The organism is Austwickia chelonae NBRC 105200 (assembly GCF_000298175.1).
Lineage (GTDB): Bacteria > Actinomycetota > Actinomycetes > Actinomycetales > Dermatophilaceae > Austwickia > Austwickia chelonae.
The window spans coordinates 316,502-342,706 of record NZ_BAGZ01000005.1 but is presented as its reverse complement, the minus strand read 5'-3'; the positions used below and the strand labels follow the sequence as shown (position 1 = coordinate 342,706).

Sequence of the window (26,205 nt, the reverse complement as noted above, 5' to 3'; positions counted from 1 at the left end):
CCCCGGGTGTTCGAAGAACTTGAGGAGGAATAATGAAAAAATCAACGCGAAGGATGCGTAGATTCGGCCTGCTGGGTTTAGCGGTTTCCATGGCTGCGACCCTTTTCCCGACTGGATCTCAAGCTGCCCCTCCCAGTGGGGAGGAGGACACCGCCAAGATCATTGGGGGGGTTGCCGCGTCCCGGGACGAGTTCCCGTTCATGGTCTCCCTCCAGACTTCGAGAGGACACTTCTGCGGAGGCTCTCTGTATCGGAGCACGATGGTTCTGACCGCAGCACATTGTGTTCTCGATATCGTCGCGGACGGTGCAGGCAACGGTGTCCCGGTGAGCGAGGTCACCGCGGTGATCGGCCGTACGAACCACAGCGACAAGAACCAAGGTGTGGAACGCAAGGTCGAATTGCGCGAGGTCTCGAAAGAGCCCCGGATCACCATCCACCCGAACCACATGAACCAGGTGGGTTTCGATCTGGCGATCGTCCACCTGGACAAGCCGGTCACCGGCATCGCTCCGGTCCGTGTCCCCACCAAGGGGACTGACGCACTCATCGCGCCGGGATCCATGGCCACCGTGATCGGGTGGGGGAATACGGATACCGATCTGGGCCGCGGAACGGAGCGACTGCGCAAAGTCGATGTGCCGATCCTTTCCCAGGAAGAATGCCTCGTGAACGCCGATCGCGACATCAACGGCGAGGTCGAGATCTGCGCGGGCCGCAAGGGCAAGGACTCCTGCCAGGGCGACAGTGGTGGGCCACTCTTGCGCAAGGTTCCCGGCCGTGACGAGTACCTCCAGATCGGCGTGGTCTCCCGCGGCGCGGGTTGTGCTGCGCAGGGAGGCCCCGGAATCTACTCCTACCTGGGCTCTCAACTGCTGTGGAGAACGATGGGTTCTCTCGGCTGATACAGGAAAAACACAGCTTCGTCTGCTCATCAGTGGGGGCGCCGACAACTCGGGAGTCGGTGCCCCCACTCACGCACGCGGTCAGGAAAGAGGTCCTGAGAGGTAGGCGGAACAATGACCAGGGTCTACCCTTGCCAACGCGACTGCTGCTTGTGGTGATGTCCTCACGCCGCTCGAGCATCAGGCTGTGGCAACACCACATGCGGCAAACGCCACGCCAGTATTCAACGACGCTCAAGCGTCTGAGAGGACTAACTCATCATGCATTTCGTTCCCCTCGCGGCGGCGCTCACCTTGGCAGCTTCACCGTTGTCCGCCGCAGCTCCGGCGGCGCAAGCGGCTCCGACTGCTCCTGCCGCCGCTCCCGTCGTGTCTGCGTCCTCCGACATGGCCACCATGCAGGAGGTCGTGCGACTCACCAACGAGCAGCGCGCAGCCAACGGAGCCGGTCCTGTCGTCTGGAACACCTGCCTGCAGACCTACTCCGAGAAGTGGTCGGACACCATCGCCCGACAGGGTTCGCTGTCACATCAGCAGATGACCGCCATCATGTCCGGGTGCAAGCAGTCCACTGCTTCAGAGAACGTCGCCATGGGCTACCAGTCCTCCAAGGCTGTCGTCGACGGATGGATGAGCTCCCCGGGACACCGCAAGAACATGCTCAACCCCACGTTCGACCAGATCTCCATCGCGATGACGGTCTCCCCGTCGGGTACCAAGTTCTGGGTCATGAACTTGAGCAAGGGCCCGGGCTCCCCGCTGAAGCCCGGCTCCCCGGCCGCTCCGCCGAAGCAGGCTCCGGTCGCTCCGCCGAAGCAGGCTCCGGTCGCTCCGCCGAAGCAGGCTCCGGTCGCTCCGCCGAAGCAGGCCCCCTCCGATGTCGTCGAAATCCCGATCACCGAAGCAGCCTCGGCCAAGCGGACACCGGGCGACCTCTTCGGCGTGTGGCTGAAGCGCGTTCCCGGTTGGTGGACGGTCGGCTACTGACCAGCCGTGATCTGAAGCGGTGACCGGTCGGGGCGTACGACCCGACCCGCACATGCCTAGACGGCCGCCCGCCGTGCACAGCGGGCGGCCGTTCGGTTTTCGGTCCGTGTTCCCGTCAGGCCATCGAGCAGGTGACGGACATCGTTCTCCCAGTTTCCGTCCATAGAGTCGGAAGTTATGAACAACGCCATATGGTCAGGTCAGGCAGCGATATCCGTGGGGGGTATCACTTTCGTCCTCGCTTTTCTGCCGATCGTGATCTGGCAACATCGTCGATACGGCGACTGGGAACGTCGTCGGCTCGTCGGCGCGGCGATGGCTTCCGTATATGCCGCGTCCTTGGTCACCTATACGCTCCTGCCGCTCCCGGACCGCGCGGACGTGTGGTGCAGTGCGCACTCCAAGGCATTGCAGATGACACCTTTCCAGTTCGTCGACGACATCGCCCAGAAGACGGCTGGCCTGTCCTGGCGCCAATCGGTGAAACAACCGGTGTTCCTGCAGGTGATCTTCAACGTGATCTTCTTCCTCCCCTGGGGAGTGCTGGCTCGCAGATGGGCCGGCCAATCGTTCAGGACGGCCGTTCTGACCGGTTTCGGTGCCAGCCTCATGATCGAGACGACGCAGGCCAGCGGTCTGTGGGGGATCTATCCCTGTGCCTACCGGCTCGGTGATGTCGACGACCTCTTCCTGAACACGCTGGGCGCGGCTGTCGGAGCGGTGTTGGCGCCGGCCTTCCTCTGGTGGATGCCCTCCTCCGACGCGCTCTCCGCCAGCAGAGGGATACCTCGGCCGGTGACCACCCGCCGGCGCTACACCGGCATGGTGATCGATATGACCTTGGCGGTGACAGTGGTATCGGCGGCTCTGCTGGCCGGCGGTTTCCTCTGTCATATCTTCATGTCGTGCTCCGGACGCCACTACGAGGTGGTCGGACGCATCGGAGCCGTAATCGCATGGGCCGCCGTCTGGGGGATACCGGCCTGCCAGGGCTCCGGCGCGTCCCTGGGGCAGAGGATGGTCTGGCTGGAACCACGGTGGCCCGACCCGAAGACCGGTCTCACCGGACGAGGCACGGTACCGAGACGGCTGCTCCGGTCTCTGGTCGTTCCCGGCTTCTGGATGCTCGGAGTCATGGTCCCGATGATGAGCGGGCTCACCCTGCTCGTCCTTCTCCTGGCCCTCGTGGCCGTACCGTTGAGCAGGACACGAGGGCTGTCCGGACTCCTCTCCGGGGCGTTCTACGTCGATTCGCGTGAGATCCCGGCATTCCTGCAGGGCGGAACGAGCCGAGGCACTGCGGTCTCGAGAGTGACCGGTGACTGACACCTGCATCTCGGATCGAATGACCCGGCCCCACAGCAGACGGATCAGTTCCCTCGGCGGTGGGGCCGGGTCTCGTAGACCCGACCGGGATTCATGATCCCCTTCGGGTCGAAGAGCGATTTCATCTGCTGCTGCAGCCCGTAGGACAGGTCGCCGATCTCCCTGCGAAGCCAGGGGGCCTTCAACGAACCGACGCCGTGCTCTCCGGCCAAGGTGCCTCCGAGCGCCAGCGCTGCTTCGATGAGGTCGTCGAAAGCCTGCCAAGCCCGCCCCGACTGTTCCGCGTCCGACGGATCGAAGAAGATCGCCGGGTGGAGGTTCCCGTCGCCACCGTGACCGGCCATCATGATCTGCAGGCCATGCCGCAGGCTGATCTGTTCGCCCGCCCGCACCAGATCGGGCAGGCGGCGCACCGGAACACACATGTCCTCGATGAGATGAGGACCATAGGCGCACTGGGCGGTGTTGAGCGAGCGTCGACCTGCGAGCAGGCGTTCGCTCTCCTGCAGGTCGGTTGCGGTCTGAGTACTGGTGGCGTCGTGAGCACGCATGATCCGGGCATACTCGGCGACATCCTCACCGGCGTGCCCGGGACGATCGGACTGGACCAGTAGAGCAGCTGCGCAGCCTCTGGGGAAACCGAAATCCTGCAAGGCCTGGATCGTGGCGATCGAAGGGCCGTCCAGGAATTCCAACATGCTCGGTCGTGAGGAGATCGATCGCAGTGCAACGATCGCCCTGCTGGCGGCTTCGAGGGAATCGAAGGTCCCCAGCACCGTGAGAGCCGGGTCCGGTGCCGGCACCAACTTGGTGACAACCCTGGTGACGACGCCGAGCGTGCCCTCCGAACCGACGAACAATCCGGTCATGTCCAAACCGGTCACACCTTTGGCGGTGCGTCGACCGGTGCGCAGGATCTGCCCATCCGGCAGGACCACTTCCAGACCACGCACATAGTCGGCGGTCACCCCGTACTTGACACAGCACATGCCTCCGGCGTTCATGGCGACATTCCCGCCCAAGGTGCAGGTGTCGACCGAACCTGGATCCGGCGGGTAGAACAATCCTTTTTCGGCGACGGCCTGGCGCAGACGGCCCGTGACGACACCCGCTCCGACGACGGCGATGCCTTCGACCTCGTCGATCTCCTCGATCGTGTTCAGACCTTCGGTGTTGAGCACGAGGCATCCCTCGACGGCCGAGGCCGCATCGGTCAACGCGGTGCGAGCTCCTTGAGGGACGAGCGCCAGGTGATGCGCATCCGCATATCTGACTGCTTCCACGACGTCCTGGACGTCCGACGCGCGGACGACCTCGAAATCTGTGGGCGCGACGGCACCGAACGAGGCATCGACGCCGTATGTCGCTTTGAGAACAGGATCGAAGACGAGGCCCGGCAGCGAGGCGAGAGAGGCGGCGATCATGGGGGACATCCTGCACCTATCCGCTGTCGGGCCGATCACCGGCCGTCCGGATCAGGACATGCACGCGGAGGCCTCCACGCGTTGTGGACAGCGGTGCAGACAGGCGGCTCGGCTCCGCTGCGTAGCGTAGAATTCTGCGCACAGGCGTTTGAGCCGTCATCAGCGGTGAGCCTCCGGAAGAACAGCATCGCCCGTGCCGCCGCTGACGGTGGTACCTACGGGCCTCGCTCAGTAGAACCGGACGGGTGGGCCCGTCACAGCCTGTAACGAGAGCGGCTGTACATCGCGAGGACACTGCAGGGAGACGTCCGCATCGACTTTCCCCGCTCCGTCCAGGAACTTCACCCGGCCGGGCGAAGGTACAGCAAGCGAGGTGGTACCGCGGCACGGCGCCTGGCGTCGTTGTCGTCCTCGTGGCACGACCCATGAGTTGATGACGTGAGTTCGATCCGCGAGATCGACCAGCCAGCAAGGAACACCGCGATGACGTATCCCAAGGTGACCAGCACGCCCGGTGCCGCATTCGGCGTGCCCTCGTCCCCGTCCTTTCCCCAGCTCGAGGAGCACGTGCTCGACTACTGGCAGCACGACGACACCTTCCGGGCCTCGGTCGAGCAACGTGAGGCCGGGCAGGAGGGCGCCAACGAGTTCGTCTTCTACGACGGCCCGCCCTTCGCCAACGGCCTGCCACACTACGGCCACCTGCTGACCGGTTACGTCAAGGACGTCGTCCCGCGTTATCAGACGATGCGTGGCAAGCGCGTCGAGCGTCGCTTCGGTTGGGACACCCACGGACTGCCCGCCGAGCTGGAAGCGATGAACCAGCTCGGCATCAAGACCACCGACGAGATCCGCGAACTTGGTGTCGAGGCCTTCAACGCCAAGTGCCGCGAGTCTGTCTTCAAATACACCGACGAGTGGCGCACCTATGTCACCCGTCAGGCCCGCTGGGTCGATTTCGAGAACGACTACAAGACCCTGGACCCCAGCTTCATGGAGTCGGTCATGTGGGCGTTCAAGAAACTGCACGACGACGGACTCGCCTACGAGGGCTTCCGCGTGCTGCCCTACTGCTGGAACGACGAGACCCCGCTGTCCAACCACGAGCTGCGCATGGACGACGACGTCTACCAGGACCGACAGGACCCGTCGGTGACCGTGGGACTGCGCATGGGCCCGAAAGCAGGCGCGGACGGCGCAGCAGCAGACCCGCTGGGCCTGACAGGTGCGCTCGCCGTCGTCTGGACCACGACCCCGTGGACCCTCCCGAGCAACCTGGCGATCATGGTCGGCCCCGAACTGGACTACGTCGTCGTCGAATCCGACGTGCCCACGGGAAGCACCGAGCGCTACCTGCTGGTCGCCGAGCGCGCCCAGGCGTACGCCCGCGAGCTGTGCGGCGACGCGAAGGCCGATGTCACCGAGCGCATCGTGGCCCGGCACAAGGGCGCCGACCTGGCCGGTTACACGTACACCCCGCCCTTCGACTACTACCTGGGTCACGAGAACGCCTTCCGTCTGGTCGAGGCCGAGTTCGTCACGACCACGGACGGCACCGGGCTGGTGCACTCCGCCGGGGCATTCGGTGAGGACGACAAGATCGTCTGCGACCGTGAGGGCATCGAAGCGGTCATGCCGGTCGGGATCGACGGCAGATTCACCGCGCCGGTCGACGACTACAGGGGCCAGCTCGTCTTCGACGCCAACGCCCAGATCCTCGACCATCTCAAGGCGCGCACCCGGTACGACGCGGACGGTGCGACAGCCGTAGGCCTGTCGGCCGAGCACGCCGAGGACGACGCCCGCCGTACCCTCGGTGCCGTCTCCCCGGGAACGGTCCTGGTGCGCCGCGAGACCTACACGCACTCCTACCCGCACTGCTGGCGCTGCCGCCAGCCACTGATCTACAAGGGCGTGAGCAGCTGGTTCGTGTCCACCACGAAGATCCGGGAGCGGATGCTCGAGCTCAACCAGGAGATCGCCTGGGTGCCCGAGCACATCAAGGACGGCCAGTTCGGCAGGTGGCTGGAGAACACCCGCGACTGGTCGATCTCCCGGAACCGTTTCTGGGGCAGCCCGATCCCGGTGTGGAAGAGCGACGACCCGGCCTACCCCCGTACCGACGTCTACGGATCCTTCGAGGAGCTGCAGCGCGACTTCGGTGTGGAGATCACCGACCTGCACCGTCCGTTCATCGACGAGCTGACCCGGCCCAACCCGGACGACCCGACCGGCAGGTCCACGATGCGTCGGGTCACCGACGTGCTGGACTGCTGGTTCGAGTCCGGGTCGATGAGCTTCGCGCAGGTGCACTACCCGTTCGAGAACAAGGACTGGTTCGAGCACCACTTCCCGGGCGACTTCATCGTCGAGTACATCGGGCAGACCCGCGGCTGGTTCTACACCATGCACATCATGGCTGCGGCGCTCTTCGGCCGACCTGCGTTCAACACCTGCCTGTCCCACGGCATCGTGCTCGGCAACGACGGGCAGAAGATGTCCAAGTCGCTGCGCAACTACCCCGATGTGTCCGAGGTCTTCGACCGCGACGGCGCCGACGCGATGCGCTGGTTCCTCATGTCCTCGCCCATCCTGCGCGGCGGCAACCTGATCGTCACCGAACAGGGCATCCGTGAGGGCGTCCGGCAGGCGATGCTGCCGCTCTGGTCGACCTGGTACTTCTTCTCGACGTACGCGAACGCCTATGTCGAGTCGGCCGACGGCAGCGGGTCCACCGGTTACGACGCCCGGTGGTCCACCGGATCCACCCACGTGCTCGACCGGTACCTGCTGGCCAAGCTCCGTGAGGTCGTCGAAGAGGTCACCCGGCAGCTGGACACCTATGACATCGCCGGCGCCTGCGAGACCATCCGTTCCTTCCTCGATGTCCTGACCAACTGGTACGTACGTCGCAGCCGCGACCGGTTCTGGGACACCCGGGGCGAGTCCGCCGAGCAGGCACGCCAGGCGATGGACACCCTCTACACCACGCTCGAGGTGCTCTGCCGGATCGCTGCGCCGCTGCTCCCGATGACCACCGAGGAGATCTGGCGAGGGCTGACCGGCGGCCGCTCCGTCCACCTGACCGACTGGCCCGTCGCCGAGGACCTGCCCCAGGACCACGACCTGGTCGTCCGGATGGAGCAGGCCCGTTCGGTCGCTTCGGTCGCCTCCAGCCTGCGTAAAGCAGCAGGATTGCGGACGCGGCTGCCTCTTGCCACGTTGACCGTGGTCACCGATTGCGCGGAGGGGCTCGGCGGTTTCGTCGATCTCCTCGCGGACGAAGCCAATGTCAAACAGATCCTCCTGCAGGACATCGACATCGCGAGCGAGTCCGACTTCGGGATCAGTCAGCGACTCACGGTCAACGCCCGGGCTGCAGGTCCTCGACTGGGTCGACAGGTCCAGGCTGCGATCAAGGCCAGCAAGAGCGGTGACTGGGCCATCGGTGAGGACGGAACCGTCACTGCAGGCGGTCTCATCCTCCAGGAAGGGGAGTACACCCTCGACACCGTGGTCGACGAGAGTCACGCCGGTTCCGGCGCGGTCGGGATGCTGCCGGGCTCCGGATTCGTCGTCCTGGACACCTCGGTGACCGAGGAACTGTCCCGTGAAGGTCTGGCCGCTGACGTGGCCCGAGCGGTCAATGCCCAGCGACGTGACCTGGGACTCGACTACAGTGACGCGATCTCTCTGACCGTCTGCGGTGACGACGACCTGCGCGGCGTCGTCATGGATCACCAGAAGTTCATCGAAGCCGAGACCTTGGCCCGACAGATCGGCTTCGGTCCGGTCGGAGCTCTTCCCCAGGGCAAGGGTGTCGACGTCGAGCTCGGTGACGGACGCATTGTCACGATCCTGGTGATGAAGCTGTGACCGACGTCTACGGATCCGGAACGGCCGGTGCCCCCGAGGCCCCGGCCGTGTCCGTCCGGGAAGCCCGAGGTGACGACCTCGAGTCCATCAGGGAACTGGGGCTGCTCGCCTTCCCCGCCACCTACCGGGGCATCATCGAACCCGAACTTGTCCAACTGCTGCTTGCGAAATGGTGGACGAAGGACGCGCTGGTCCCCATCATCCGCTCAGGCCGGGCCTTCGTGGCCTGCTTGGACGACAAGGTTGTCGGGATGTGTTCCTACGGACCGCATGCCGGCGCCCAGGTGTTGTGGAAGCTGTACGTTCACCCGGAGATGCGCGGACGCGGTATCGCGGGGGCTCTGCTTTCAGCTGCCGAAGAACGCGCTACCGGTTCGGGTCTGCCCCTGCGGATCTCCTATACGGACGGTAACCGCAATGCGGCCGCATTCTGTACCAGACATGGTTTCGTTGAACTGTCCCGTGAAGAACAGGTCGGCATGCCCGAGTTGGTCTGGATGGGAAGGCCCCATGCGGAGAGGAAGGACCACTCGTGAGCAGTGAGACCCGAGCGGCCAGGGAAGCAGCCCGTCGTGCCGCGGCGGATCTGGAGATCCGCAAACGGATGCGTGAGGTCGAGGAAGCCATTCTGCAGCGGGCGCCGGAGAACGAGGTCGAACCGTCCCTCGACCAGATCCGTGCACTCACCGAGCTTCTGGGAGATCCGCACCGATCTTCTCCGGTGATCCACCTGACCGGCACCAATGGCAAGACCTCCACCACTCGCATGGTGGAGACCCTGCTGCGTGAACTGGGTCTGCGTACTGGGCGATTCACCTCACCTCATCTGCATGACATGCGCGAACGTATCGTCCTCGACGGGGAGCCGATCAGTCGGGAACGTTTCGTCGCGGCCTACGACGACGTCCTGCCTTTCATCGAGATGGTCGATGCACGCTTCGCGGAGCAGGGCGTCCCGCGGATGAACTACTTCCAGACACTGGTGGGTCTGGCCTTCTCGGCTTTCGCCGACACCCCGGTGGACGTCGCCGTAGTGGAGGTCGGGCTCGGTGGGGAGTGGGATGCCACGAATGTCGCTGATGGTGCCGTGAACGTGATCACCCCGATCGGTCTCGACCACCAGCGACTCCTGGGCTCCACCAGAGGCGCCATCGCTGCTGAGAAAGCTGGGATCGTCAAACCGGGGTCGATCATGATCAGCGCGATCCAGGAAGTCGACGTTGCCGAGGTGCTTCTCGAACGGTGCCGTCAGGTCGAGGCGCGACCTGTCTTCGAGGGACATGACATCGGCGTGATGGCCCGGCAGGTGGCCATCGGGGGCCAGCTGGTCTCGTTGCGGGGTCTCGCCGGCGACTACGACGACCTCTTCCTGCCGTTGCACGGTGCCCACCAGGCCCATAACGCCCTGTTGGCCCTTGCTGCCGTGGAAGCTTTTGTCGGGGGAGGGGAACAACGTCTGGAACGGGAGATCGTCGAGGCCGCATTCTCCCGGTTCACCACCCCCGGGCGTGTGGAGATCGTCCGTCGCTCGCCCACGGTGATCGTGGACGCAGCGCACAATCCGCACGGCGCAGCCACTCTGCGGCAGAGCCTGGAGGAGAGTTTCGGCTTCGCTCGGACGATCGGTGTCCTGGCGATCCTGGAGGACAAGGACGCCGAGGGAATCCTCGCGGAGCTGGAACCGGTGCTGGACGAGATCGTCGTCACCCGGACGACATCACCCCGAGCGATGCATCCGGAACGCCTTGGCGAGATCGCCGTCGATCTTTTCGGTGAGCATCGGGTCACTGTCGTACGAGATCTGCCCAATGCCCTGGACATGGCAGCCGGGCTCGCCGACGCGGCAGCTGAATCGGGTGGAGCAGCGGGCGGGGTGGTGGCGACCGGGTCGGTGACGACAGCCGCGGAGGTCCGGATGCTCTTGGGGTTCGGTGAGTCGACGTGAACCGTCCTGCCTTCTTCGGGACACAGCGGAAGATGACCCGGCGTCTGGGTGCCGTGGTCCTGGGAACACAGGCCCCGGTGGTGCTCTTCGGCGCGGTGGGTGCCCGAGCTCTGGCCGATGCTTCCGGCCAGGGCGGCGCAGGGGTCTATCTGTGGGCCGGGACTGGACTGGCGGTGGCCTTGCTCGTCGCAGCAGGTCTGCTGCGACGACCGTACGGGGTGACCCTGGGGTGGGCCCTGCAGGTGGCGACCCTGCTGTGCGGGGTGGTCCTGCCCATGATGGTGGTGGCTGCATTGGTCTTCGGTGCGTTGTGGTGGGTGGCCCTGGTCCAGGGTGCTCGGATGGACGATCTCACGGAGTCCTACCTTCAGCGTCAGGCTCAGACCTGAGCCGACGAGATGTCACGTGGCCTGTTCGGCTGACTAGGGTGGATGCATGGCTGAACGTTCATTGATCCTTGTCAAGCCCGATGCCTTTGCCCGAGGGCTCACCGGCGAGGTCCTCCGCCGGGTCGAGGCCAAGGGGTACCGCCTGGTCGCCTTGCAGATCGTCACTGCGGACCGGGAAACCCTCGCGGAGCACTATGCGGAACATCAGGGGAAGTCCTTCTACGAGGAGCTGCTCGACTTCATGGCTTCCGGGCCGATGACCGCGGTGGTCATCGAAGGGTCACGGTGTATCCAGGGTTTCCGTTCCCTGGCCGGTCAGACCGACCCGACCGCGGCTCTTCCCGGCACCATCCGAGGCGACCTGGGCCGGGACTGGGGCGAAGGGCCGGTTCTCAACATCGTGCACGGTTCGGACTCACCCGAGTCCGCCGCGCGGGAGATCGAGATCTGGTTCCCCGGACTGGGCTGAGAGGGGCAGAGGGCCTGGTGTCCTGCCCCCGGGCGGCCTCGTGAATTGGGACGGACGAAGAGACATTGCTAGGATTGTCCCTTGCCGTGGATCGGCCGCGGACAGAGAGCGCCTGACGGGAACCGCTGTCAGGCACCGCGCAATGAGTCAAGGAGTCGTCACCATGCCGTTGGATGCAGCAACGAAGCAGAAGATCATGGCCGAGTACGCCACCCATGAGGGCGACACCGGCTCTCCCGAGGTCCAGGTCGCGCTGCTTACGCAGCGGATCAAGGACCTCACCGAGCACGCCCGTGAGCACAAGCACGACCACCACAGCCGTCGTGGCCTGCTCCTCCTGGTCGGACGCCGCAAGCGGATGCTCCGCTACCTGGAAGCGACGGACATCGAGCGTTACCGTTCGCTGATCAAGCGTCTCGGCCTGCGTCGATGACCTTTTGATGTGATGGGCGGTTCCCGATATCCGGGAACCGCTCTTTCGCATATTTTCGGGGGAACGGGTGTGAAGCGGTCATCGGGACCGTTCAGCGCCCGAGGCCCGGGCGTCATATTGTGACGTCAGGGGCTGCGGCGGGTCGAGCGGACGAGACGACCCGGGATGTGTAGTTAGGAAACGTGATGTCCCTCGGGAGACATCACGTGAATTGAGGAAGAGCCGACGCACAACGATGATGCGTGCGGCCCGTACGAAGAGAAGAGGAGGGCCCGATGGAGGGTCCAGAGATCACTTTCGCCGAAGCCACGATCGACAACGGTCGCTTCGGCACCCGCAAGGTCCGTTTCGAGACCGGGCGTCTGGCCAAGCAAGCAGCAGGATCGGTCACGGCCTACCTGGATGATGAGACCACGCTGCTGTCCACCACCACAGCCGGTAAGTCCCCCAAGGACCAGTTCGACTTCTTCCCGCTGACCGTCGACGTCGAGGAGCGGATGTACGCTGCGGGACGGATCCCCGGCAGCTTCTTCCGCAGGGAAGGCCGTCCGTCCACCGATGCCATCCTGACCTGTCGACTCATCGACCGGCCGTTGCGGCCCACCTTCACGAAGGGCCTGCGCAACGAGGTCCAGGTCGTCATCACCGTGTTGGCGCTCAACCCCGATCACCAGTACGACGTCCTGGCGATCAACGCAGCGAGCGCATCCACCCAGATCTCCGGGCTGCCGTTCAGCGGCCCGGTCGGCGGTGTGCGCATGTCGCTCATCGACGGGCAGTGGGTTGCTTTCCCCAACTTCAGTGACATCGAGAAGTCCTGTTTCGACATGGTCGTCGCCGGTCGGATCGTCGCCGAGGGCGACTCCGCCGAGTCGGACGACGTGGCCATCATGATGGTCGAGGCCGAGGCCACCGACTCCACCTGGAACCTGGTGAAGAAGGAAGGCGCCCAGGCGCCCACCGAAGAGGTCGTCGCCCAGGGACTCGAGGCTGCGAAGAGGTTCATCGCCACGCTCTGCCGCGCTCAGGCCGAACTGGCCGAGAAGAAACGCGCCAAGGACGGCATCACACCGATCGAATTCCCGATCTTCCTGGACTACGAACAGGACGCCTACGACGCTGTCGAAGCTGCTGCCGCCGAGAAGCTTCGCGGGCTGCTGCAGATCGCAGGCAAGCAGGAACGCGAATCCCAGCTGGACGAGCTGAAGGACGAGCTCAAAGCAGAGCTCGCCGGTGAGGGCAAGCCGTTCGAGGGGCGGGAGAAGGAGATCTCCTCCGCCTACCGTTCGCTGCAGAAGTCCCTGGTCCGTGAGCGGATCCTGCGCGACAAGGTCCGCATCGACGGGCGTGGCCTGGCCGACATCCGTGCACTGGGCGCCGAGGTCGAGGTGCTCCCGCGGGTGCACGGCTCGGCGATCTTCGAGCGCGGCGAGACCCAGATCATGGGGGTCACCACGCTGAACATGCTCCGGATGGAACAGCAGCTCGACACCCTGTCGCCCACGACGCGCAAGCGTTACATGCACAACTACAACTTCCCGCCGTATTCGACCGGTGAGACGGGCCGCGTGGGTTCGCCGAAGCGTCGCGAGATCGGCCACGGAGCCCTCGCGGAGCGCGCCCTGATGCCGGTCCTGCCGACCCGTGAGGAGTTCCCCTACGCGATCCGTCAGGTCTCCGAGGCACTGGGCTCCAATGGGTCGACCTCGATGGGTTCGGTCTGCGCCTCGACGCTGTCGCTGCTCAACGCTGGCGTGCCGCTGCGCGCGCCGGTCGCGGGCATCGCGATGGGTCTGGTCAGTGCTGAGCTTGACGGGGAAACCCAGTACGCGGCACTCACCGACATCCTCGGTGCGGAGGACGCCTTCGGCGACATGGACTTCAAGGTCGCCGGAACTCGGGAGTTCGTCACGGCGATCCAGCTGGACACGAAGCTGGACGGTATCCCCGCTTCGGTGTTGGCCGGTGCGCTCACCCAGGCCCGGGATGCGCGTCTGTACATCCTCGATGTGATGAACGAGGCCATCGACGTGCCGGACGAGATGAGCCCGCACGCTCCGCGTGTCATCTCCGTGAAGGTTCCGGTGGACAAGATCGGTGAGGTCATCGGCCCGAAGGGCAAGATGATCAACCAGATCCAGGAAGACACCGGCGCGGAGATCTCCATCGAGGACGACGGCACCGTCTACATCGGTGCCACCGACGGACCGAGCGCCGAGGCTGCGCGGACCGCGATCAACGCCATCGCCAACCCGACGATGCCTGAGATCGGGGAGCGCTTCCTCGGTACCGTGGTCAAGACCACGACCTTCGGAGCATTCATCTCCCTGCTCCCGGGCAAGGACGGCCTGCTGCACATCTCCGAGGTGCGTAAACTCGTGGGTGGCAAGCGGATCGACTCCGTCGAGGATGTGCTGTCCATCGGGCAGAAAGTCCAGGTCGAGCTCAAGGAGATCGACCCGCGGGGCAAGCTCTCCCTGGGAGCGGTGCTCACCGAGGAGCAGCAGGCCGCAGCTGACGCTGCAGCCGCTGAAGAAGCAGAGCGCCGCGCCAACCGGGGTGATCGCGGAAGCCGCGACGGGGACCGGCGTGAGCGTCGCCCCCGCCCGGAGAACAGCGAGCGGAGCAACGCGGACGCCTCCTCCGAGGATGAGAACTCGGCTCGCCCCGAGGACGGCGAACGTGGTGAACGTCGTCAGCGCAGCCGTCGCCGTCGCCCGCGTCGTGACAACGGCGCATCGAGCGAGGGGACGAACGGTTCCTCCGACGAGAGCTGATCTCTGAGGGAACACCCAGAGAAGGCCTGGCACACCCGTGGGTGTGCCAGGCCTTCTCGTCATCCCGGCAGGTTTGTGGTCGACCGGCGACGTGCTGGCACTCCCGCTCGCCTGGGAAACGAGAAAGCCTTTGTCGGCATCGAATAATCAAGTGCGATGAGAACCGAAGATCTCTAGGATCTGGTTGATGTGACCGATTTGCATCTTTCGTCGGATCGTCCGGGGTTGCATCATCCCACCGGGAACGGTCGGACCCGCGAAACACCTACTGTGACCTGGCAGCGACTACGGACCCCGGCAGCCGTGGCAGCGGTCGGTGTCTTGGCCGTCGGCGCTCTCGGTTCGGCGGGCGGGGCAGTGCTTGCAGGCCGCCTGGCAGAGCAAGCTACAGCTCCCACCGTGGCAGTGCTCGCGATCTGCGTGATCGGCGGCGCGCTCCTGGACACCTTGGGCCGCTATCTGTGGGCCGGGGCGACGGATCGGGCCGAGGGAAGACTGCGGGAAGACCTTCTCGACGCTGCACTCGACCAGCCTCTCTCCGCACTGTCCGAGCAAGCGGTCGGAGAGGTCCTCGATCGGGTCGACGACGACACCCGCGAGGTCGGATCACTGGTCCGGCTTCAGGTGTGGATGGTCCTCAGGGCGATCAGCACCACGGTGCCGATGCTCTTCGTCGCCGTTTTCACCTGGTGGCCTTCCCTGATCGTCTTCCCGGTGTTCGTCGTGGCGACGCTGTTTCTGGTGCATCCGTTGCTGGGCCCTATCGCGGAGCGGAAGGTTGTCGAAGAAGCTGCGTGGACCGACCATGCGGCAGTCCTCGAGGAAGGTGTCACCGGGCGGGACGACCTACGAACGAGTCTGGGGCAGGCCTTCGCCATACAACGATTGGCCAGACTCTCGGCTACGGTCCATGCACGCTTCCTCGAGGTTCTTCTGCTGGAGCGGCGAGTGACTCTACGGGCAAGTCTCGTCCTTCACGCACTTCTGGCCGCGGTGGTCTGTGCGGGGACAGGGCTCGTCTGGGCCGGGCAGATGTCGGTCGGACAACTAGTGACTCTCTTCCTGGTCACGAGCACCTTTGTCGGGCACATCGCGCGGGTCGCCGATCAACTCCCTGATCTCCAAGCCGGCCTCGGCGCGGTCATCCGGCTGCGTCAGATGCTGGCTCTGCCGCCTGAACCGATCGGCGGGCTCACGCTACCCAAGGGCACCTTGAGCCTGGAGTTCCGGAAGACCTCGTTCGCTTACACGGAGGGGTCCTTCGCCCTTCACGACGTGGACCTGACCGTCCCCGCCGGACAGACCCTGGCCTTGGTGGGCCGCACCGGGTCAGGAAAATCGACGCTGGCGGCGTTGATCTCCCGAGCTGTCGATCCCGACCCGGGAACAGTCTTCCTCGGAGGCGTCGACGTACTCGAACTGGATCTGCAGCAGTTACGTCGTACGGCCGGGGTGGTGACCCAACGTACTGAGATCCTCGCAGGCACCCTGGCCGAGAACATCACCCTGTTCGCCGACGAGCCTCGTGAGCGGATCGAAGCTGTCGTCGCCGAACTCGGGCTCACCGAATGGGTCGACGGCCTCGACCAAGGGCTGGACACCCTGCTGGGGCCGGGTGGGACGATGCTTTCCGCTGGGGAGGAGCAGCTACTTGCTTTCGCGCGTCTGCTCATACGGGACGTCCGGGTGGTGGTCCTGGATGAGGCGACGGCACGGATGGATCCTCTCACCGAAGCGCTGGTCGTCGACGCCTCCGAACGGCTTCTCCGCGGACGCACCGGAATCCTTATCGCACACCGACTCTCCACCATCGCTCGGGCAGAGCTGATCGCCGTCCTGGCCGATGGGACCGTCGTCCAACACGGAGCACGGTCGACCCTGGCCCGGCAGGACGGGCCGTACCGTGAGCTGCTCGTGGCTGCCGAGTCTGCGCCGGAGATCTGGAACGTAGAACGGCAGGAAACCGCATCAGCTGACATCCACACGCAGACACGGCCTGATGCCGACGGCGGCCCCGGACTGGAACGCACGGTCGGTGCCATCCGGCGTCGTGGAGTGCCTCCTACCCGCCCGCAGCAGCATCCCGGACCTTCGCTGGCCCGCGGGATCACCAGCGCACTGTCGGTGCGTCCGTCCTGGGGCCTCCTCTCGGTTCTGCTTTTCCTGGTCTTCTCCACCACCGGGTCCCAAGGAGTGTTCACCGGACTTGCTTGGGGACACCTGGCGGAAGGACTGGGCGGTGGCAGCTTCCCGTGGGAGTGGTCGGCTCTCCTCGTCGTCAGCATCTTCCTCGGGCCGTGTGCCTTGGTCACAGCGGTCACCCGGTATCCACGCTGGTGGATCGAGGTGCTCCTACGCGTCCGCATGTCCGTCTTCGTCGGCCAGACAGCTCAACGTCGACTGGAACCTGTCCCGCCGGGTGAGGTCGTCGCCCGGGCGATGGACGCAGACCGTTATGCCCGTTATGCCGACCGTTGGGTCGATTTCGTGAACGGCTTGTGCATCGCCGTCCTGACGGCATGTGTCGCCGGGACGTGGCTGGCCGGGGTGATTCTGGCTGTGGTGTTGGCCGGATCCTCGGCAGCATCGGCGGTCGGGCGTCCGCTCGCCGGTCGTTCCGCTGCCAGATCCTCTGCGGCGCGCGCCCGTTTCGGACGGATTCTCGTCTCTGCGCTTGAATCTGCGCGGACGGTCAAGCTTGCTGCGCGGACCCCCCAAGTGCGCGCCCATCTGCAACAGGTCGATGCAGGCCGGGTCGAGGCAGCCGTCCGGGAACATCGAGTGCAGGCTGTCCTCGACGGCGTCCCCGGTGTCCTGATCCAGGCTGGGGTCGTCGTCGCATGGGCGGGAACACTGTGGGAATGGTGGGGGCTGGCCACTGCTTTGCTGGTCGTCAGCGTCGTGAGCGGTTTCGATTGGTTCGGCAGGGTTGCCGGAGCAGTGGTCACCGAGGCGCCCGGGACTCGTGCCTGGCAGCTGGCGACGAATCAGATGGCCGGTGGCGTCGATCTGATGAGACTCCCCGAGGGCGTCGATCTGCTCGCCGGGACGGCGCCACAGCCGGCGGCAGCTGAGCGTGTTCCCTTGGAAAGATTGTCCTTGCGCGCCTTCTCCGCAGTGCATGAGGACGGGACCATCGGCGTCGAACAGGTCGATCTGGAGATCGAGCGGGGTGAGCTCGTGCTGCTGCTCGGACAGGTCGGTGCAGGGAAATCGAGCCTGCTGCGGGCTTTGGCCGGTCTCACCGATCATCGAGGTGAATTGCTGTGGAACGGGATTCCTGTCGAGGACCCGGAGATCTTCCTGCGTCCCGGTCAGGTCTCTTATGTCGCTCAGGTTCCACGGGTACTTTCCGGGACCTTCGTCGAGAACGTCCAACTCGGGCATGCGCGGGATGTCGACGGCGCGGTCGACGATGCCAGGCTCGTCCCTGATCTCGACCAGGCCGGGGGCCTGCACTCCCTGGTCGGACATCGCGGGGTTCGATTGTCCGGTGGGCAGGTTCAGCGGCTGGCCTTGGCCCGGGCGCTGGCCGCGGACGCCGAGCTGCTCGTGGCCGACGACATCTCCTCCGCGCTCGATGCCCGGACCGAGATCGAGTTGTGGCAGGCCCTACGGCAGCGCTCGGTGACCGTGGTGGGCGCGACATCCAAACGGGCTGCTCTGGCTCAAGCGGACAGGGTGGCGGTGATCGTCGACGGGCGGATCACAGCTGTGGGGCCCTGGTCGGAGCTGTCGCTCCGTTGGGGTCATCTGGCCGGATGATCCGGCCGCTCAACGTGATGATCACCCGGGATCAACATTTGCTTGCCGGTTCAGGAATACACATCAAGGCATTTCTTGGAAAACCAGGTGGCGGATCTTCTGGAGTCGTAGCATCCAATCGGAACGGAAAGGAAGGACTGTCCGGGAGGAAAGGACTGCGTCATGACGACGACTTTTGCACTCATGGCGGTGTATATCGTTCTGCTCTACATGGCGACAGACTATTTCCGACGGAACTATCGCGTATCCCTGTGGTTCTGGGCTGCCGCCATCGGAACATTCCCGATCTGGATCGTCACAGGCCAGGTCGAGGGATGGTTCCGCTGGGTGAAGACCCTGACGGTCCTGTCCACCATCATCGTGCTGGGTTTGATGCGCGTCTCCATGATGGAAAAACGTCCGGGAAGGTTTTGGGAGTTTCTGCGCTCTCCGAAATGGATGTGGTTTCTCTACGGGGTACTGTCGGTCAATATTCTGGAAGCTGCTCTCAAGGACCTCGAGACCGGAAATGTCTGGAATTTCCTGACCGGCGTGCTGTTGTGTGTGACGATCCCCTTTGCGCCAAAATTCATGGGGATCAGTGACGACGGGCGGGCGGATCTCATCGCCTACACCACCGGGGCCTGGAACTTCCTCTACACCACCTGGAATCTCAACTTCACCTACGGTGAAGCGGGTCCACATTTCGCCGGCTCCCTGTGCATCCTGCTGGCCGCTGAACTCTATCCATTGGTGAAACGCCAACCCGAGCTCTACTACATGGCTCGGGCCTATACCCTGGCCATCCACCTGTTCATCCGAGCGAACTGGGATTTCTTCCCCGCATACATGAGCTCGGCCGGGTGGTTCCGTCAGGATGTCTGGCTGAACTGGGGGCTGATCAACTTCCTCCTGATGATTCCCTATCTGTTCTGGTACACCTGGCAGTTGCACACCGGACGGGCTGATGTCACCTTCCGGCGCGGACGCGCTCGCAGTGAATTCCTGGAAAATCATCCAGAATTCGCGGTGGAGCCACGGACTGCGGGCCTCGGCCAGGTCGACCACTTCCCGTTAGGTTCCCTCGTACTACCAGACAACCCCCGCAAGGTATTCGACGTTCCGGAGCCCGGCATCCCCCGAGAGAACCTGCTCGACAGATGAGGACGGCGGGTGCCTCCGCCACGAAGACGGAGACACCCACCGCTGGAACACCGATCAGCTCAGATCATCGGGAACATGCGCCTGCAGGATGATCACGCACGACAAGGCTGACCCGCCCCAGAGTGGCATCCAGCCAGAGCACCCGCCGACCTTCTGCAGCGCTGGGCTCACCCTGCGCGCCCCGGTTGCAGGAGACCCTCAGCGGAGGCCCGGCCGGGGTGATGCGTTGCGGATGGAAGACCGGCATGGTCATCTGGAGGAGCTTCGGTTCGTAGGTATTGGTCAACGGCCGATCTGCTCCTGCACTGCCCGGGAGATAGGTGATGGCTTCCGGGCTGGCATCGATCACCGGGAGTACCGGGCTGTTCGGTCCACGCGGAATAGCTGTGGTCACCCGGCTCAGCGAAGGATCGGCGACCATGACTGCCGCATTGCCGTCCCCGTTGTTGACCTGCTCGGTCCACACCACGGTGGAACCGGTACTGATCGTCCGCAGCCCGAGGATCTGTTCTCCTGACGAGGACTTGCCCAATGGTCGGCTCCGGGTGACTCCGGTCGACATATCGCGAACGTTGAGACTCTGTGTCTCCTTCTCGGCAGGACCACGCCGGACGAAGTAGCTCAGCTTGCCTTCTCGGATCGAAGGTCCGAATGACTCTTCGGGACCGGGCGTCACATTGACCGGGGTGGCTCCCGGTCCGGCGCTCAGATAGAGATCCCGGGTGCCGTCGGGATTCGAACGAGACCAGACCGTATGAGTCCCGTCGACTCTCGGTTCCTCGAACCAGAGCGAGGTCCCGGAGTCCATGACCTGCACAGGGCCACCCTTGATGTCCTTGCGCAGAACCCGCTGTTCGGCATCGCCCTTCTCGTTCGTCCGAGTCGAGAGCCAAGCCACGCTGCGCCCGTCGGTGTGCGGTGCGGAGTGCTCCCAACCGTCGTCCGGGGAGAACCGTTCAGGGCGGGCCTGCCCGTCGACGCGGCCGATGATGAGCTCGCTGCGTTCGTTCCGGCCGGCCCGGCTGATGACCCAGTGATCACCACGGGACGAAGGAGGCGAGTACTCACCGGCGAAGTGGTGGTAGAGCTGGCGGGAGTCCATCCCCAGTTCCTTCTCCCATCCCTCGGTGATGCCGCGCCGGTCGAAGGCGGCATTCACCGCAGCCATGTCCTTCGCAGGTAGAGAGGCCTGTTCGGCCGCTGCGACCACAGCTCGCCGCGCATCGACGAAGGTGGACAAGGGCGCCAGGTACTGGGTCATCGCCGTGTACATGATGGAGTCGGCGACATCGGCCGGAAGCTTCTTGCGGATCTCCCAGAGTGCGCCACCGACGATGGAGGCGTTCAGATGGACACCGCCTTCGTCCTCGGAAGTCCCCAGGAAATCGTCGTGCGTGGTTCTCAGCTTGTCCAGATCACGGATAGCACATTTGTGCGGAGGCGAAGTGATGCATGAATCCTCGCCTACGAGACCAGAGTTCGGCGCCTTCGTGTCGATCTTCTTCACCGTGAGCTGGATGGCATTTCCGAAATAGTCGGCGAAGGCCTCGTCCAGAGCACCCGGTTGCCCGTAATAGATGAACCGGGCCGTGTGCGACGTGACACCGTGCGTCATCTCGTGCCCGACGATGTCGAGGCTGGCCGACAACGGCCGGTAATCCGCGCCGCTACCGCCGTAGACCATCTTCGAACCGTCCCAGAAAGCATTGATGTACGGATCACCCTTCATGTCGACAACGCCGACCACGGAGATCACCGGAGACCCCCGCCCGTCCAGGCCGTTACGACCGAACTTGCTGCGGTAGTAATCGACCACCTGAGCCGCGCCCCAATGCGCATCGATGGCTCCTGCCTGAGAAGCAGCCCCGCTCACCGGCACGGTCTCAGTCCGGAAGGGCTTCACCTCGCTGGGCATATGCCGCACCAGGAGCGGCCAGGCGATTCCCCGCGCGTCATAGGTCTGTACCGAGCTCCCCGGCGGGGTGGACTCTTTCCGGGAGTCGTCGATGAACTGGTAGTTCCCCGCACTGCCCTTGAGGACGATCGGCACCGACTCCCCACGGTGGTTCTTACCCGTCGTCCTGACGACATCGCCGCTCGGCGCAGTCGGCCGGGGGGCAGAAGTCGTCGGGGACGGAGCGACAGGGGACGATGTCCCCGGCGTGCCAGGCCTCGATGTGTTCGGTGCCCGACTCGATGAACCCCCGAAGGACTCCGGCGGTTCACCCGGCTGAGTGGGATGGCTCTCGGCGGGGGAGGCCGACGGCCCCCAGGAGGAGTGGCGGATCGCCGACTGATTCATGCGGATGGCGCCGGTATGCGCATCTACGTAGATCTCCCGGACCGTCGGCGTACCGGTACCCCGCGGCGCGGAGACCAGAATGCGACGGGCGAGGACACCCCGACCCGAGGGGAGGACGACCAGCCCCGCCTCCTCAGCCGTGGCGCCTGACCGCTGACCCGTCGGTATCACCTGCAGCGCCAACCGACGTGCTGTTTCCACATTGACCTTCGGGCGGATGTCGACCGTCAACTCGTGGTAGACCTCACCGCTGGTCCCGATGACCTTGCGGTCGTCGCCTTCGCCCTGCATCCGTACCGTGTACTGCGAACCGTGGATCTCGATACCTCGGTGTTTCTGCGCGAACCTGGCCACGGATCCCGTGGCCGTCCTCTCGGTATCGGTCAGAACCAGCTCGGCCGTGGGATCGGACAGCCCCAGAGCGGCGGAACTCCTCCGGAGATACGCCTTCGCGGCTTCACCTTCGTTCTCGGACGGCACCGGTATCGACAGCTTGGTGACCAGGGCAGACACCTTGGATGACGAACGTTCGGTGCGCACTGGCTTCTCCTGCCCGTCAGCGGCACCCGGATCCTGTGTCGTCAGCGCTGTGTCCTCGTCCACGGACGCAGCCGAGACAGGCGATGCGAACGTGGGAGCGGCCGAAGCCAGGACGAGAGCTGCCACAGTTCCGGTGACGACGACAGAACGAGTCGATGGACCCATCTGCTCCTCCTTACAACGGAAATGAGTCCCTCGAGCATGTCCTTTTCGTACTAATTTGCTTGTGGGGCACGCCGTCTGCCTCTGGATCGTCCTTCACTGCAGAAGCTCGTGAAATTAAAGGAGCAATCTCATCCCGCCGACAGGAGGACAGGCCATGACTCGTGGCGGATATCTCACCACCGGTCCACTCGCGCTGGCGCACAGAGGCGGGACCCGTTATGCCCCTACCCGGGGGAAAGAGAACACGCTCAAAGCCTTCGCAGCCGCTGTCGACCTGGGATACCGATACCTGGAGACCGACGTCCACCTCACCTCGGACGGAGTCCTGCTCGCCCTGCACGACGACCGGCTCGAACGCGTCAGCGACATATCGGGCGCCGTCGCCGAGATGACCTTCGAAGAAGTACGCCGCGCCCGGATCGGCGGAAGCGAACCCATCCCCACGCTGCGGGAACTCTTCACCGCCTTTCCCGACGCCCACTTCAACATCGACCTGAAAGCCGAAGGGACCGGACCTGCACTGTGGGCACTCCTCGAGGAGATCCAGGCCCACGACCGGGTCTGTGTCAGTTCCTTCTCCCGCAGCCGCTTGTGGGCTTTCCGCCGGCTTTCCCGCGGACGCGTCGCCACGGCCGCCGGACGATGGGGGATCACCTGGCTCCGTTTCGCCCCCGCACCCCTGGCCCGCTGGATCCACTCACCGGCCGTCGCCTACCAGATCCCCCTGCATCGCAAGATCATGGGACGGTCCGTCACCGTGCTCACCCCGCAGTTCCTGGCGACCGCGCAACGTACCGGGGCCCAGGTCCACGTGTGGACCATCGACGACATCGACCAGATGCGAGAACTGTTCGACATGGGGGTCGACGGCTTGTTCACCGACCGGATCGACGTCCTGGCGCAGGTTCTTCAGGAACGAGGCGCCTGGCCGCAGCACCGCGGACGGACATCGGGCGACACAGACCGCGAGGATCAGGACACCCGGTAGGAACGCACCAGGCTCTGCATGCCCGCGGCGGTCTGCGACATCGACACCGCCGCATCCAGAGCTGAACCGGCACCCGCGGCGACCTGCCCCGACCGATCAGCCAATTCCTCCACCGTGGCGGCGATCCGCTGGGAACCATTCGACGCCTCCTGCACCGAATGCGCCATCTCACGGGTCGTCGCGGTCTGCTCCTCCACCGCGGAGGCGATGGTCGACTGGGTCTCGTTGATGCGCCCGATGACCTCCGTGATCCGCTGCAGAGCAGCCGTCGTGGCAGCGGCATCCTCCTGGATCCCCAGCACTTTGGCCGAGATGTCCTCCGTGGCCTCTGCGCTCTGCCGAGCCAGATCCTTGACCTCGTTGGCGACCACCGCGAACCCTTTACCGGCTTCTCCGGCCCGGGCCGCTTCGATGGTCGCGTTCAGCGCGAGCAGATTGGTCTGCTCGGCGATGCTGGTGATCGATTTCATCACCTCACCGATCAGCACCCCGGACGCGCTGAGTTTGTCGACGATGGACGCCGTGCCAGCAGCTTCCCGGGCCGCTTCCTCAGCCACCTGGGCGGCCCGGCCAGCCGCCTCCGCGATCTCCTCGATCGAGGCATGCATCTCCTCGGTCCCCGCTGCCACCGTGCTCACATGTCCGCTGACCACCTCGGCACGTTCCGCCGCGCTACTGGAATGCGACGAGGTCTCCTCCGCGACCTGCCCCAGATGTTGCGCCGTGGAAGTCAATTCCGCCGAGGAACGAGTCAACCCGTCGGCATCCTCCCCGATCTGCCGGACCATTCCCGCCACCTGCTCGGTTCGATCGTTGAAAGCCTTCGCCAGCTCGTGCAGCTCGGTCACCCCGGATGGTGCCAGACGGAAGGTCAAATCCTTCGGGTCGTTCACCCGCAGTTCCCGGGTGAACCGGCTGATCACGGTACCGATCTGGCGGCTCACCAGCAGGAGGACCCCGGCCAGGGCCACCGCGGACAGGAAGGCGCAGGCCGCCAGAGCGTACTGCGCCTTGTCCCGGGCATCCCGACCGACCTCGACATCATTCTGCAACCGGGTCGAGAGCTTCCGGTTGAAGTCGGTGATCGGCGCCATGATCTTCGCCACCTCGTCGGTGTACTCCTTGCCGTGGACCAGGGACACCGCCAACGCGCGCTTCTGCGCAGCGGGCAAGGCCTGGTCCTCTGGGGAAACCGACCAGCCGGCCACCGCCGACGGCATCTGCGAGGTCGGCGCACCTTGCGCTTCGTACACCAACCTCATGGCGCGGGTCTCCAACTTCACCAGATTGGCCGAATTGGCACTCGCCTGGTCGACCAGGGCCAGCTCCTCCGCAGGAGTGCCTTGATCCTTCAAGGTCTGCAAGGCCTTCGCCTGCGATTTGGTGACCTCGATCTCGGACCAATAACGGTCGCTCCAGGTGGTCTCACCGGTCGCCGTGAAAGCCCGGATGCTGTTCGTCAACAAGGCCGAGGAATCGGCTACTGCCCGGGCAGCGGCCAAAGACACCGTCTGACGCTCCAAGGCGGCGTCGGCGTTCGCACCCGTGCGGAAGGAGACCAGCACGGCGCCTGAGGTGATCACTGTCAGCAACGAGGCGGTCACTGCGGAGACGCGGATCAAGGTGGACTGTCGCATGAAGAGTCTCCTCCTAGCGGATGGATTCTCGTTCTTGTCGGCGCGTCAGCCCACAGGTTGAGTCAGACCGGAGGCCAGTTGTTCACCGGTCGGCTCGCAGGAGACCTCTGATCAGGCGTCCACCCGACCGTAGGTCCGTTTGGCCTTCTCCAAGGCGGAGACATAACCGGCCCTGCCGTAACCGCTTGCATCGACGTCGGTGGGAACTGCCAACAGGCCCCGCGCCGCGTCGACTCCGGTGAATCCCTTACGGTCCAGCCAGGCGTTCAACCCGTCCACCAACTCGCCCGCATAGAACTCGCCCTCGCGGACCAGTGCCGAGGTCGACATCACCACGTCAGCCCCGGCCAGGAGATATCGGACGACGTCATCGGCGCTCTCCACACCTGTCGTCCCGGCGAGCGAAGCCTCCACCCGACCGAACAGGGTCGCGATCCAGGTCTGCGGCAGCCGAGCCTCCGAACGGGACGAGAGCACCAAGCCGGACTCCACCGACACCGACTCGATGTCGATCTCCGGTTGGATCCACCGGTTGAACAGCACCAATCCATCCGCTCCGGCCTGGTCCAGACGCAGGGCCAAGGAACCGAAGGACGAGAAATACGGCGAGAGTTTCATCGCGACCGGTATCGATACCGCTGCTTTGACCCGCTCCAGGATCTCCACATGCCGTTCTTCGACGACCCGACCGTCCGCACCGAGGTCGCCGGGTACCAGGTAGACGTTCAGCTCGATGGCAGCCGCCCCTGCATCCTGCATCTGCCGGGCGAACTCGGCCCAGCTGCCGATGGTCGACCCGTTGAGAGACGCGATCACCGGGATGTCGACCGCAGCGGCAGACTCCTCCAACAGGTGAAGATAACGGGTCGACAGGCCGGAATCGTTACTGGGCACGGTCGGAAAATAGGACAGGGACTCGGCGAAGGACTCCTCGTGGAGCTCCTCCAGGACGATGTCCCGGGCCGCTTCGTGCCGCAGCTGTTCCTCGAAGAGCGAGAAGAGCACCACGGCGCCGACTCCGCCCCCGGCGAGTCTGCGCACCCCCTCGGCATTCTGGCTGAGCGGTCCGGCCGATGCGACCACCGGATTACGTAGCTCAAGACCCAGATAGCGAGTCGACAGATCGGCCATCGC

Annotated in this window: 17 protein-coding genes; 13 read left to right on the top strand and 4 right to left on the bottom strand. The window is 64.8% G+C overall.

Annotated features, from left to right (window positions below; genetic code table 11):
- Positions 1-32: 32 nt before the first annotated feature.
- The 3 genes from AUCHE_RS04705 to AUCHE_RS04695 all read left to right on the top strand — a co-directional run bounded on the left by AUCHE_RS04705 (position 33) and on the right by AUCHE_RS04695 (position 3,218).
- Positions 33-905: a S1 family peptidase gene (locus AUCHE_RS04705; protein WP_006502128.1), complete on the top strand. Its 873-nt coding sequence runs from the start codon at positions 33-35 to the stop codon at positions 903-905.
- Positions 906-1,166: 261 nt separating this feature from the next.
- The gene (locus tag AUCHE_RS15505) at positions 1,167-1,892 is read left to right on the top strand and encodes a CAP domain-containing protein (RefSeq protein WP_006502127.1); all 726 of its coding nucleotides are present in this window, start codon (positions 1,167-1,169) and stop codon (positions 1,890-1,892) included.
- Between the two features lie 177 nt (positions 1,893-2,069).
- A complete protein-coding gene (locus AUCHE_RS04695; RefSeq protein WP_081578129.1) occupies positions 2,070-3,218 on the top strand; it encodes a VanZ family protein in 1,149 nt (382 codons plus the stop codon).
- A 44-nt stretch (positions 3,219-3,262) separates the two neighbouring features.
- Here the strand turns inward: AUCHE_RS04695 and AUCHE_RS04690 are convergent, their stop codons facing one another.
- The gene (locus AUCHE_RS04690) at positions 3,263-4,642 is read right to left on the bottom strand and encodes an FAD-binding oxidoreductase (protein ID WP_006502125.1); all 1,380 of its coding nucleotides are present in this window, start codon (positions 4,640-4,642) and stop codon (positions 3,263-3,265) included.
- 483 nt (positions 4,643-5,125) lie between these two features.
- On the opposite strand from AUCHE_RS04690, the gene ileS reads away from it, so the two are divergent.
- The 9 genes from ileS (at position 5,126) to AUCHE_RS04645 (ending at position 19,439) form a co-directional block, all read left to right on the top strand.
- Positions 5,126-8,518, top strand: a complete 3,393-nt coding sequence (gene ileS, locus AUCHE_RS04685) for an isoleucine--tRNA ligase (protein ID WP_006502124.1) — start codon at positions 5,126-5,128, stop codon at positions 8,516-8,518.
- On the top strand, positions 8,515-9,054 hold the full coding sequence (locus AUCHE_RS04680; RefSeq protein ID WP_006502123.1) for a GNAT family N-acetyltransferase: 540 nt from the start codon (positions 8,515-8,517) through the stop codon (positions 9,052-9,054). The genes ileS and AUCHE_RS04680 overlap by 4 nt, the downstream gene beginning before the upstream one ends.
- A complete protein-coding gene (locus AUCHE_RS04675; protein ID WP_006502122.1) occupies positions 9,051-10,463 on the top strand; it encodes a bifunctional folylpolyglutamate synthase/dihydrofolate synthase in 1,413 nt (470 codons plus the stop codon). Before AUCHE_RS04680 ends, AUCHE_RS04675 begins: the two co-directional genes overlap by 4 nt.
- On the top strand, positions 10,460-10,852 hold the full coding sequence (locus AUCHE_RS04670; RefSeq protein ID WP_006502121.1) for a DUF4233 domain-containing protein: 393 nt from the start codon (positions 10,460-10,462) through the stop codon (positions 10,850-10,852). The genes AUCHE_RS04675 and AUCHE_RS04670 overlap by 4 nt, the downstream gene beginning before the upstream one ends.
- A gap of 46 nt (positions 10,853-10,898) precedes the next feature.
- Positions 10,899-11,321 carry a nucleoside-diphosphate kinase gene (gene ndk / locus AUCHE_RS04665; RefSeq protein WP_006502120.1) on the top strand — a complete coding sequence of 141 codons (423 nt, stop codon included), beginning with the start codon at positions 10,899-10,901 and terminating at the stop codon, positions 11,319-11,321.
- A gap of 163 nt (positions 11,322-11,484) precedes the next feature.
- On the top strand, positions 11,485-11,754 hold the full coding sequence (gene rpsO, locus AUCHE_RS04660) for a 30S ribosomal protein S15 (RefSeq protein WP_006502119.1): 270 nt from the start codon (positions 11,485-11,487) through the stop codon (positions 11,752-11,754).
- Between the two features lie 275 nt (positions 11,755-12,029).
- Positions 12,030-14,531 (top strand): polyribonucleotide nucleotidyltransferase, encoded by a 2,502-nt coding sequence (locus AUCHE_RS04655; RefSeq protein WP_006502118.1) that lies wholly within the window; start codon positions 12,030-12,032, stop codon positions 14,529-14,531.
- A 189-nt stretch (positions 14,532-14,720) separates the two neighbouring features.
- Entirely contained in the window at positions 14,721-18,296 is a 3,576-nt protein-coding gene (locus AUCHE_RS04650; RefSeq protein ID WP_006502117.1) for an ABC transporter ATP-binding protein, read from the top strand.
- A 162-nt stretch (positions 18,297-18,458) separates the two neighbouring features.
- Entirely contained in the window at positions 18,459-19,439 is a 981-nt protein-coding gene (locus AUCHE_RS04645) for a hypothetical protein (RefSeq protein WP_006502116.1), read from the top strand.
- A gap of 64 nt (positions 19,440-19,503) precedes the next feature.
- Here the strand turns inward: AUCHE_RS04645 and AUCHE_RS04640 are convergent, their stop codons facing one another.
- Positions 19,504-22,446, bottom strand: a complete 2,943-nt coding sequence (locus AUCHE_RS04640; protein WP_006502115.1) for a M4 family metallopeptidase — start codon at positions 22,444-22,446, stop codon at positions 19,504-19,506.
- 154 nt (positions 22,447-22,600) lie between these two features.
- Here AUCHE_RS04640 and AUCHE_RS04635 point away from each other — a divergent pair, with 154 nt between their 5' ends.
- Entirely contained in the window at positions 22,601-23,434 is an 834-nt protein-coding gene (locus AUCHE_RS04635) for a glycerophosphodiester phosphodiesterase (protein WP_006502114.1), read from the top strand.
- On the opposite strand, the gene AUCHE_RS04630 is transcribed toward AUCHE_RS04635, so the two are convergent.
- Both AUCHE_RS04630 and AUCHE_RS04625 read right to left on the bottom strand, forming a co-directional pair.
- On the bottom strand, positions 23,419-25,071 hold the full coding sequence (locus tag AUCHE_RS04630) for a methyl-accepting chemotaxis protein (RefSeq protein ID WP_006502113.1): 1,653 nt from the start codon (positions 25,069-25,071) through the stop codon (positions 23,419-23,421). The two genes, AUCHE_RS04635 and AUCHE_RS04630, sit on opposite strands and share 16 nt — an antisense overlap.
- A gap of 111 nt (positions 25,072-25,182) precedes the next feature.
- On the bottom strand, positions 25,183-26,202 hold the full coding sequence (locus AUCHE_RS04625) for a dihydroorotate dehydrogenase-like protein (RefSeq protein WP_006502112.1): 1,020 nt from the start codon (positions 26,200-26,202) through the stop codon (positions 25,183-25,185).
- Positions 26,203-26,205 lie beyond the last annotated feature (3 nt).

Bases quoted from the DNA above. Each gene is read 5' to 3' on its own strand.
- AUCHE_RS04635 (WP_006502114.1), top strand. From the start codon at position 22,601: ATGACTCGTGGCGGATATCTCACCACCGGTCCACTCGCGCTGGCGCAC.
- AUCHE_RS04655 (WP_006502118.1), top strand. From the start codon at position 12,030: ATGGAGGGTCCAGAGATCACTTTCGCCGAAGCCACGATCGACAACGGT.
- AUCHE_RS04630 (WP_006502113.1), bottom strand. From the start codon at position 25,071: ATGCGACAGTCCACCTTGATCCGCGTCTCCGCAGTGACCGCCTCGTTG.
- AUCHE_RS04625 (WP_006502112.1), bottom strand. From the start codon at position 26,202: ATGGCCGATCTGTCGACTCGCTATCTGGGTCTTGAGCTACGTAATCCG.
- AUCHE_RS04705 (WP_006502128.1), top strand. From the start codon at position 33: ATGAAAAAATCAACGCGAAGGATGCGTAGATTCGGCCTGCTGGGTTTA.
- ileS (WP_006502124.1), top strand. From the start codon at position 5,126: ATGACGTATCCCAAGGTGACCAGCACGCCCGGTGCCGCATTCGGCGTG.
- AUCHE_RS04695 (WP_081578129.1), top strand. From the start codon at position 2,070: ATGAACAACGCCATATGGTCAGGTCAGGCAGCGATATCCGTGGGGGGT.
- AUCHE_RS04640 (WP_006502115.1), bottom strand. From the start codon at position 22,446: ATGGGTCCATCGACTCGTTCTGTCGTCGTCACCGGAACTGTGGCAGCT.
- AUCHE_RS04690 (WP_006502125.1), bottom strand. From the start codon at position 4,642: ATGATCGCCGCCTCTCTCGCCTCGCTGCCGGGCCTCGTCTTCGATCCT.
- rpsO (WP_006502119.1), top strand. From the start codon at position 11,485: ATGCCGTTGGATGCAGCAACGAAGCAGAAGATCATGGCCGAGTACGCC.
- ndk (WP_006502120.1), top strand. From the start codon at position 10,899: ATGGCTGAACGTTCATTGATCCTTGTCAAGCCCGATGCCTTTGCCCGA.
- AUCHE_RS04645 (WP_006502116.1), top strand. From the start codon at position 18,459: ATGACGACGACTTTTGCACTCATGGCGGTGTATATCGTTCTGCTCTAC.
- AUCHE_RS15505 (WP_006502127.1), top strand. From the start codon at position 1,167: ATGCATTTCGTTCCCCTCGCGGCGGCGCTCACCTTGGCAGCTTCACCG.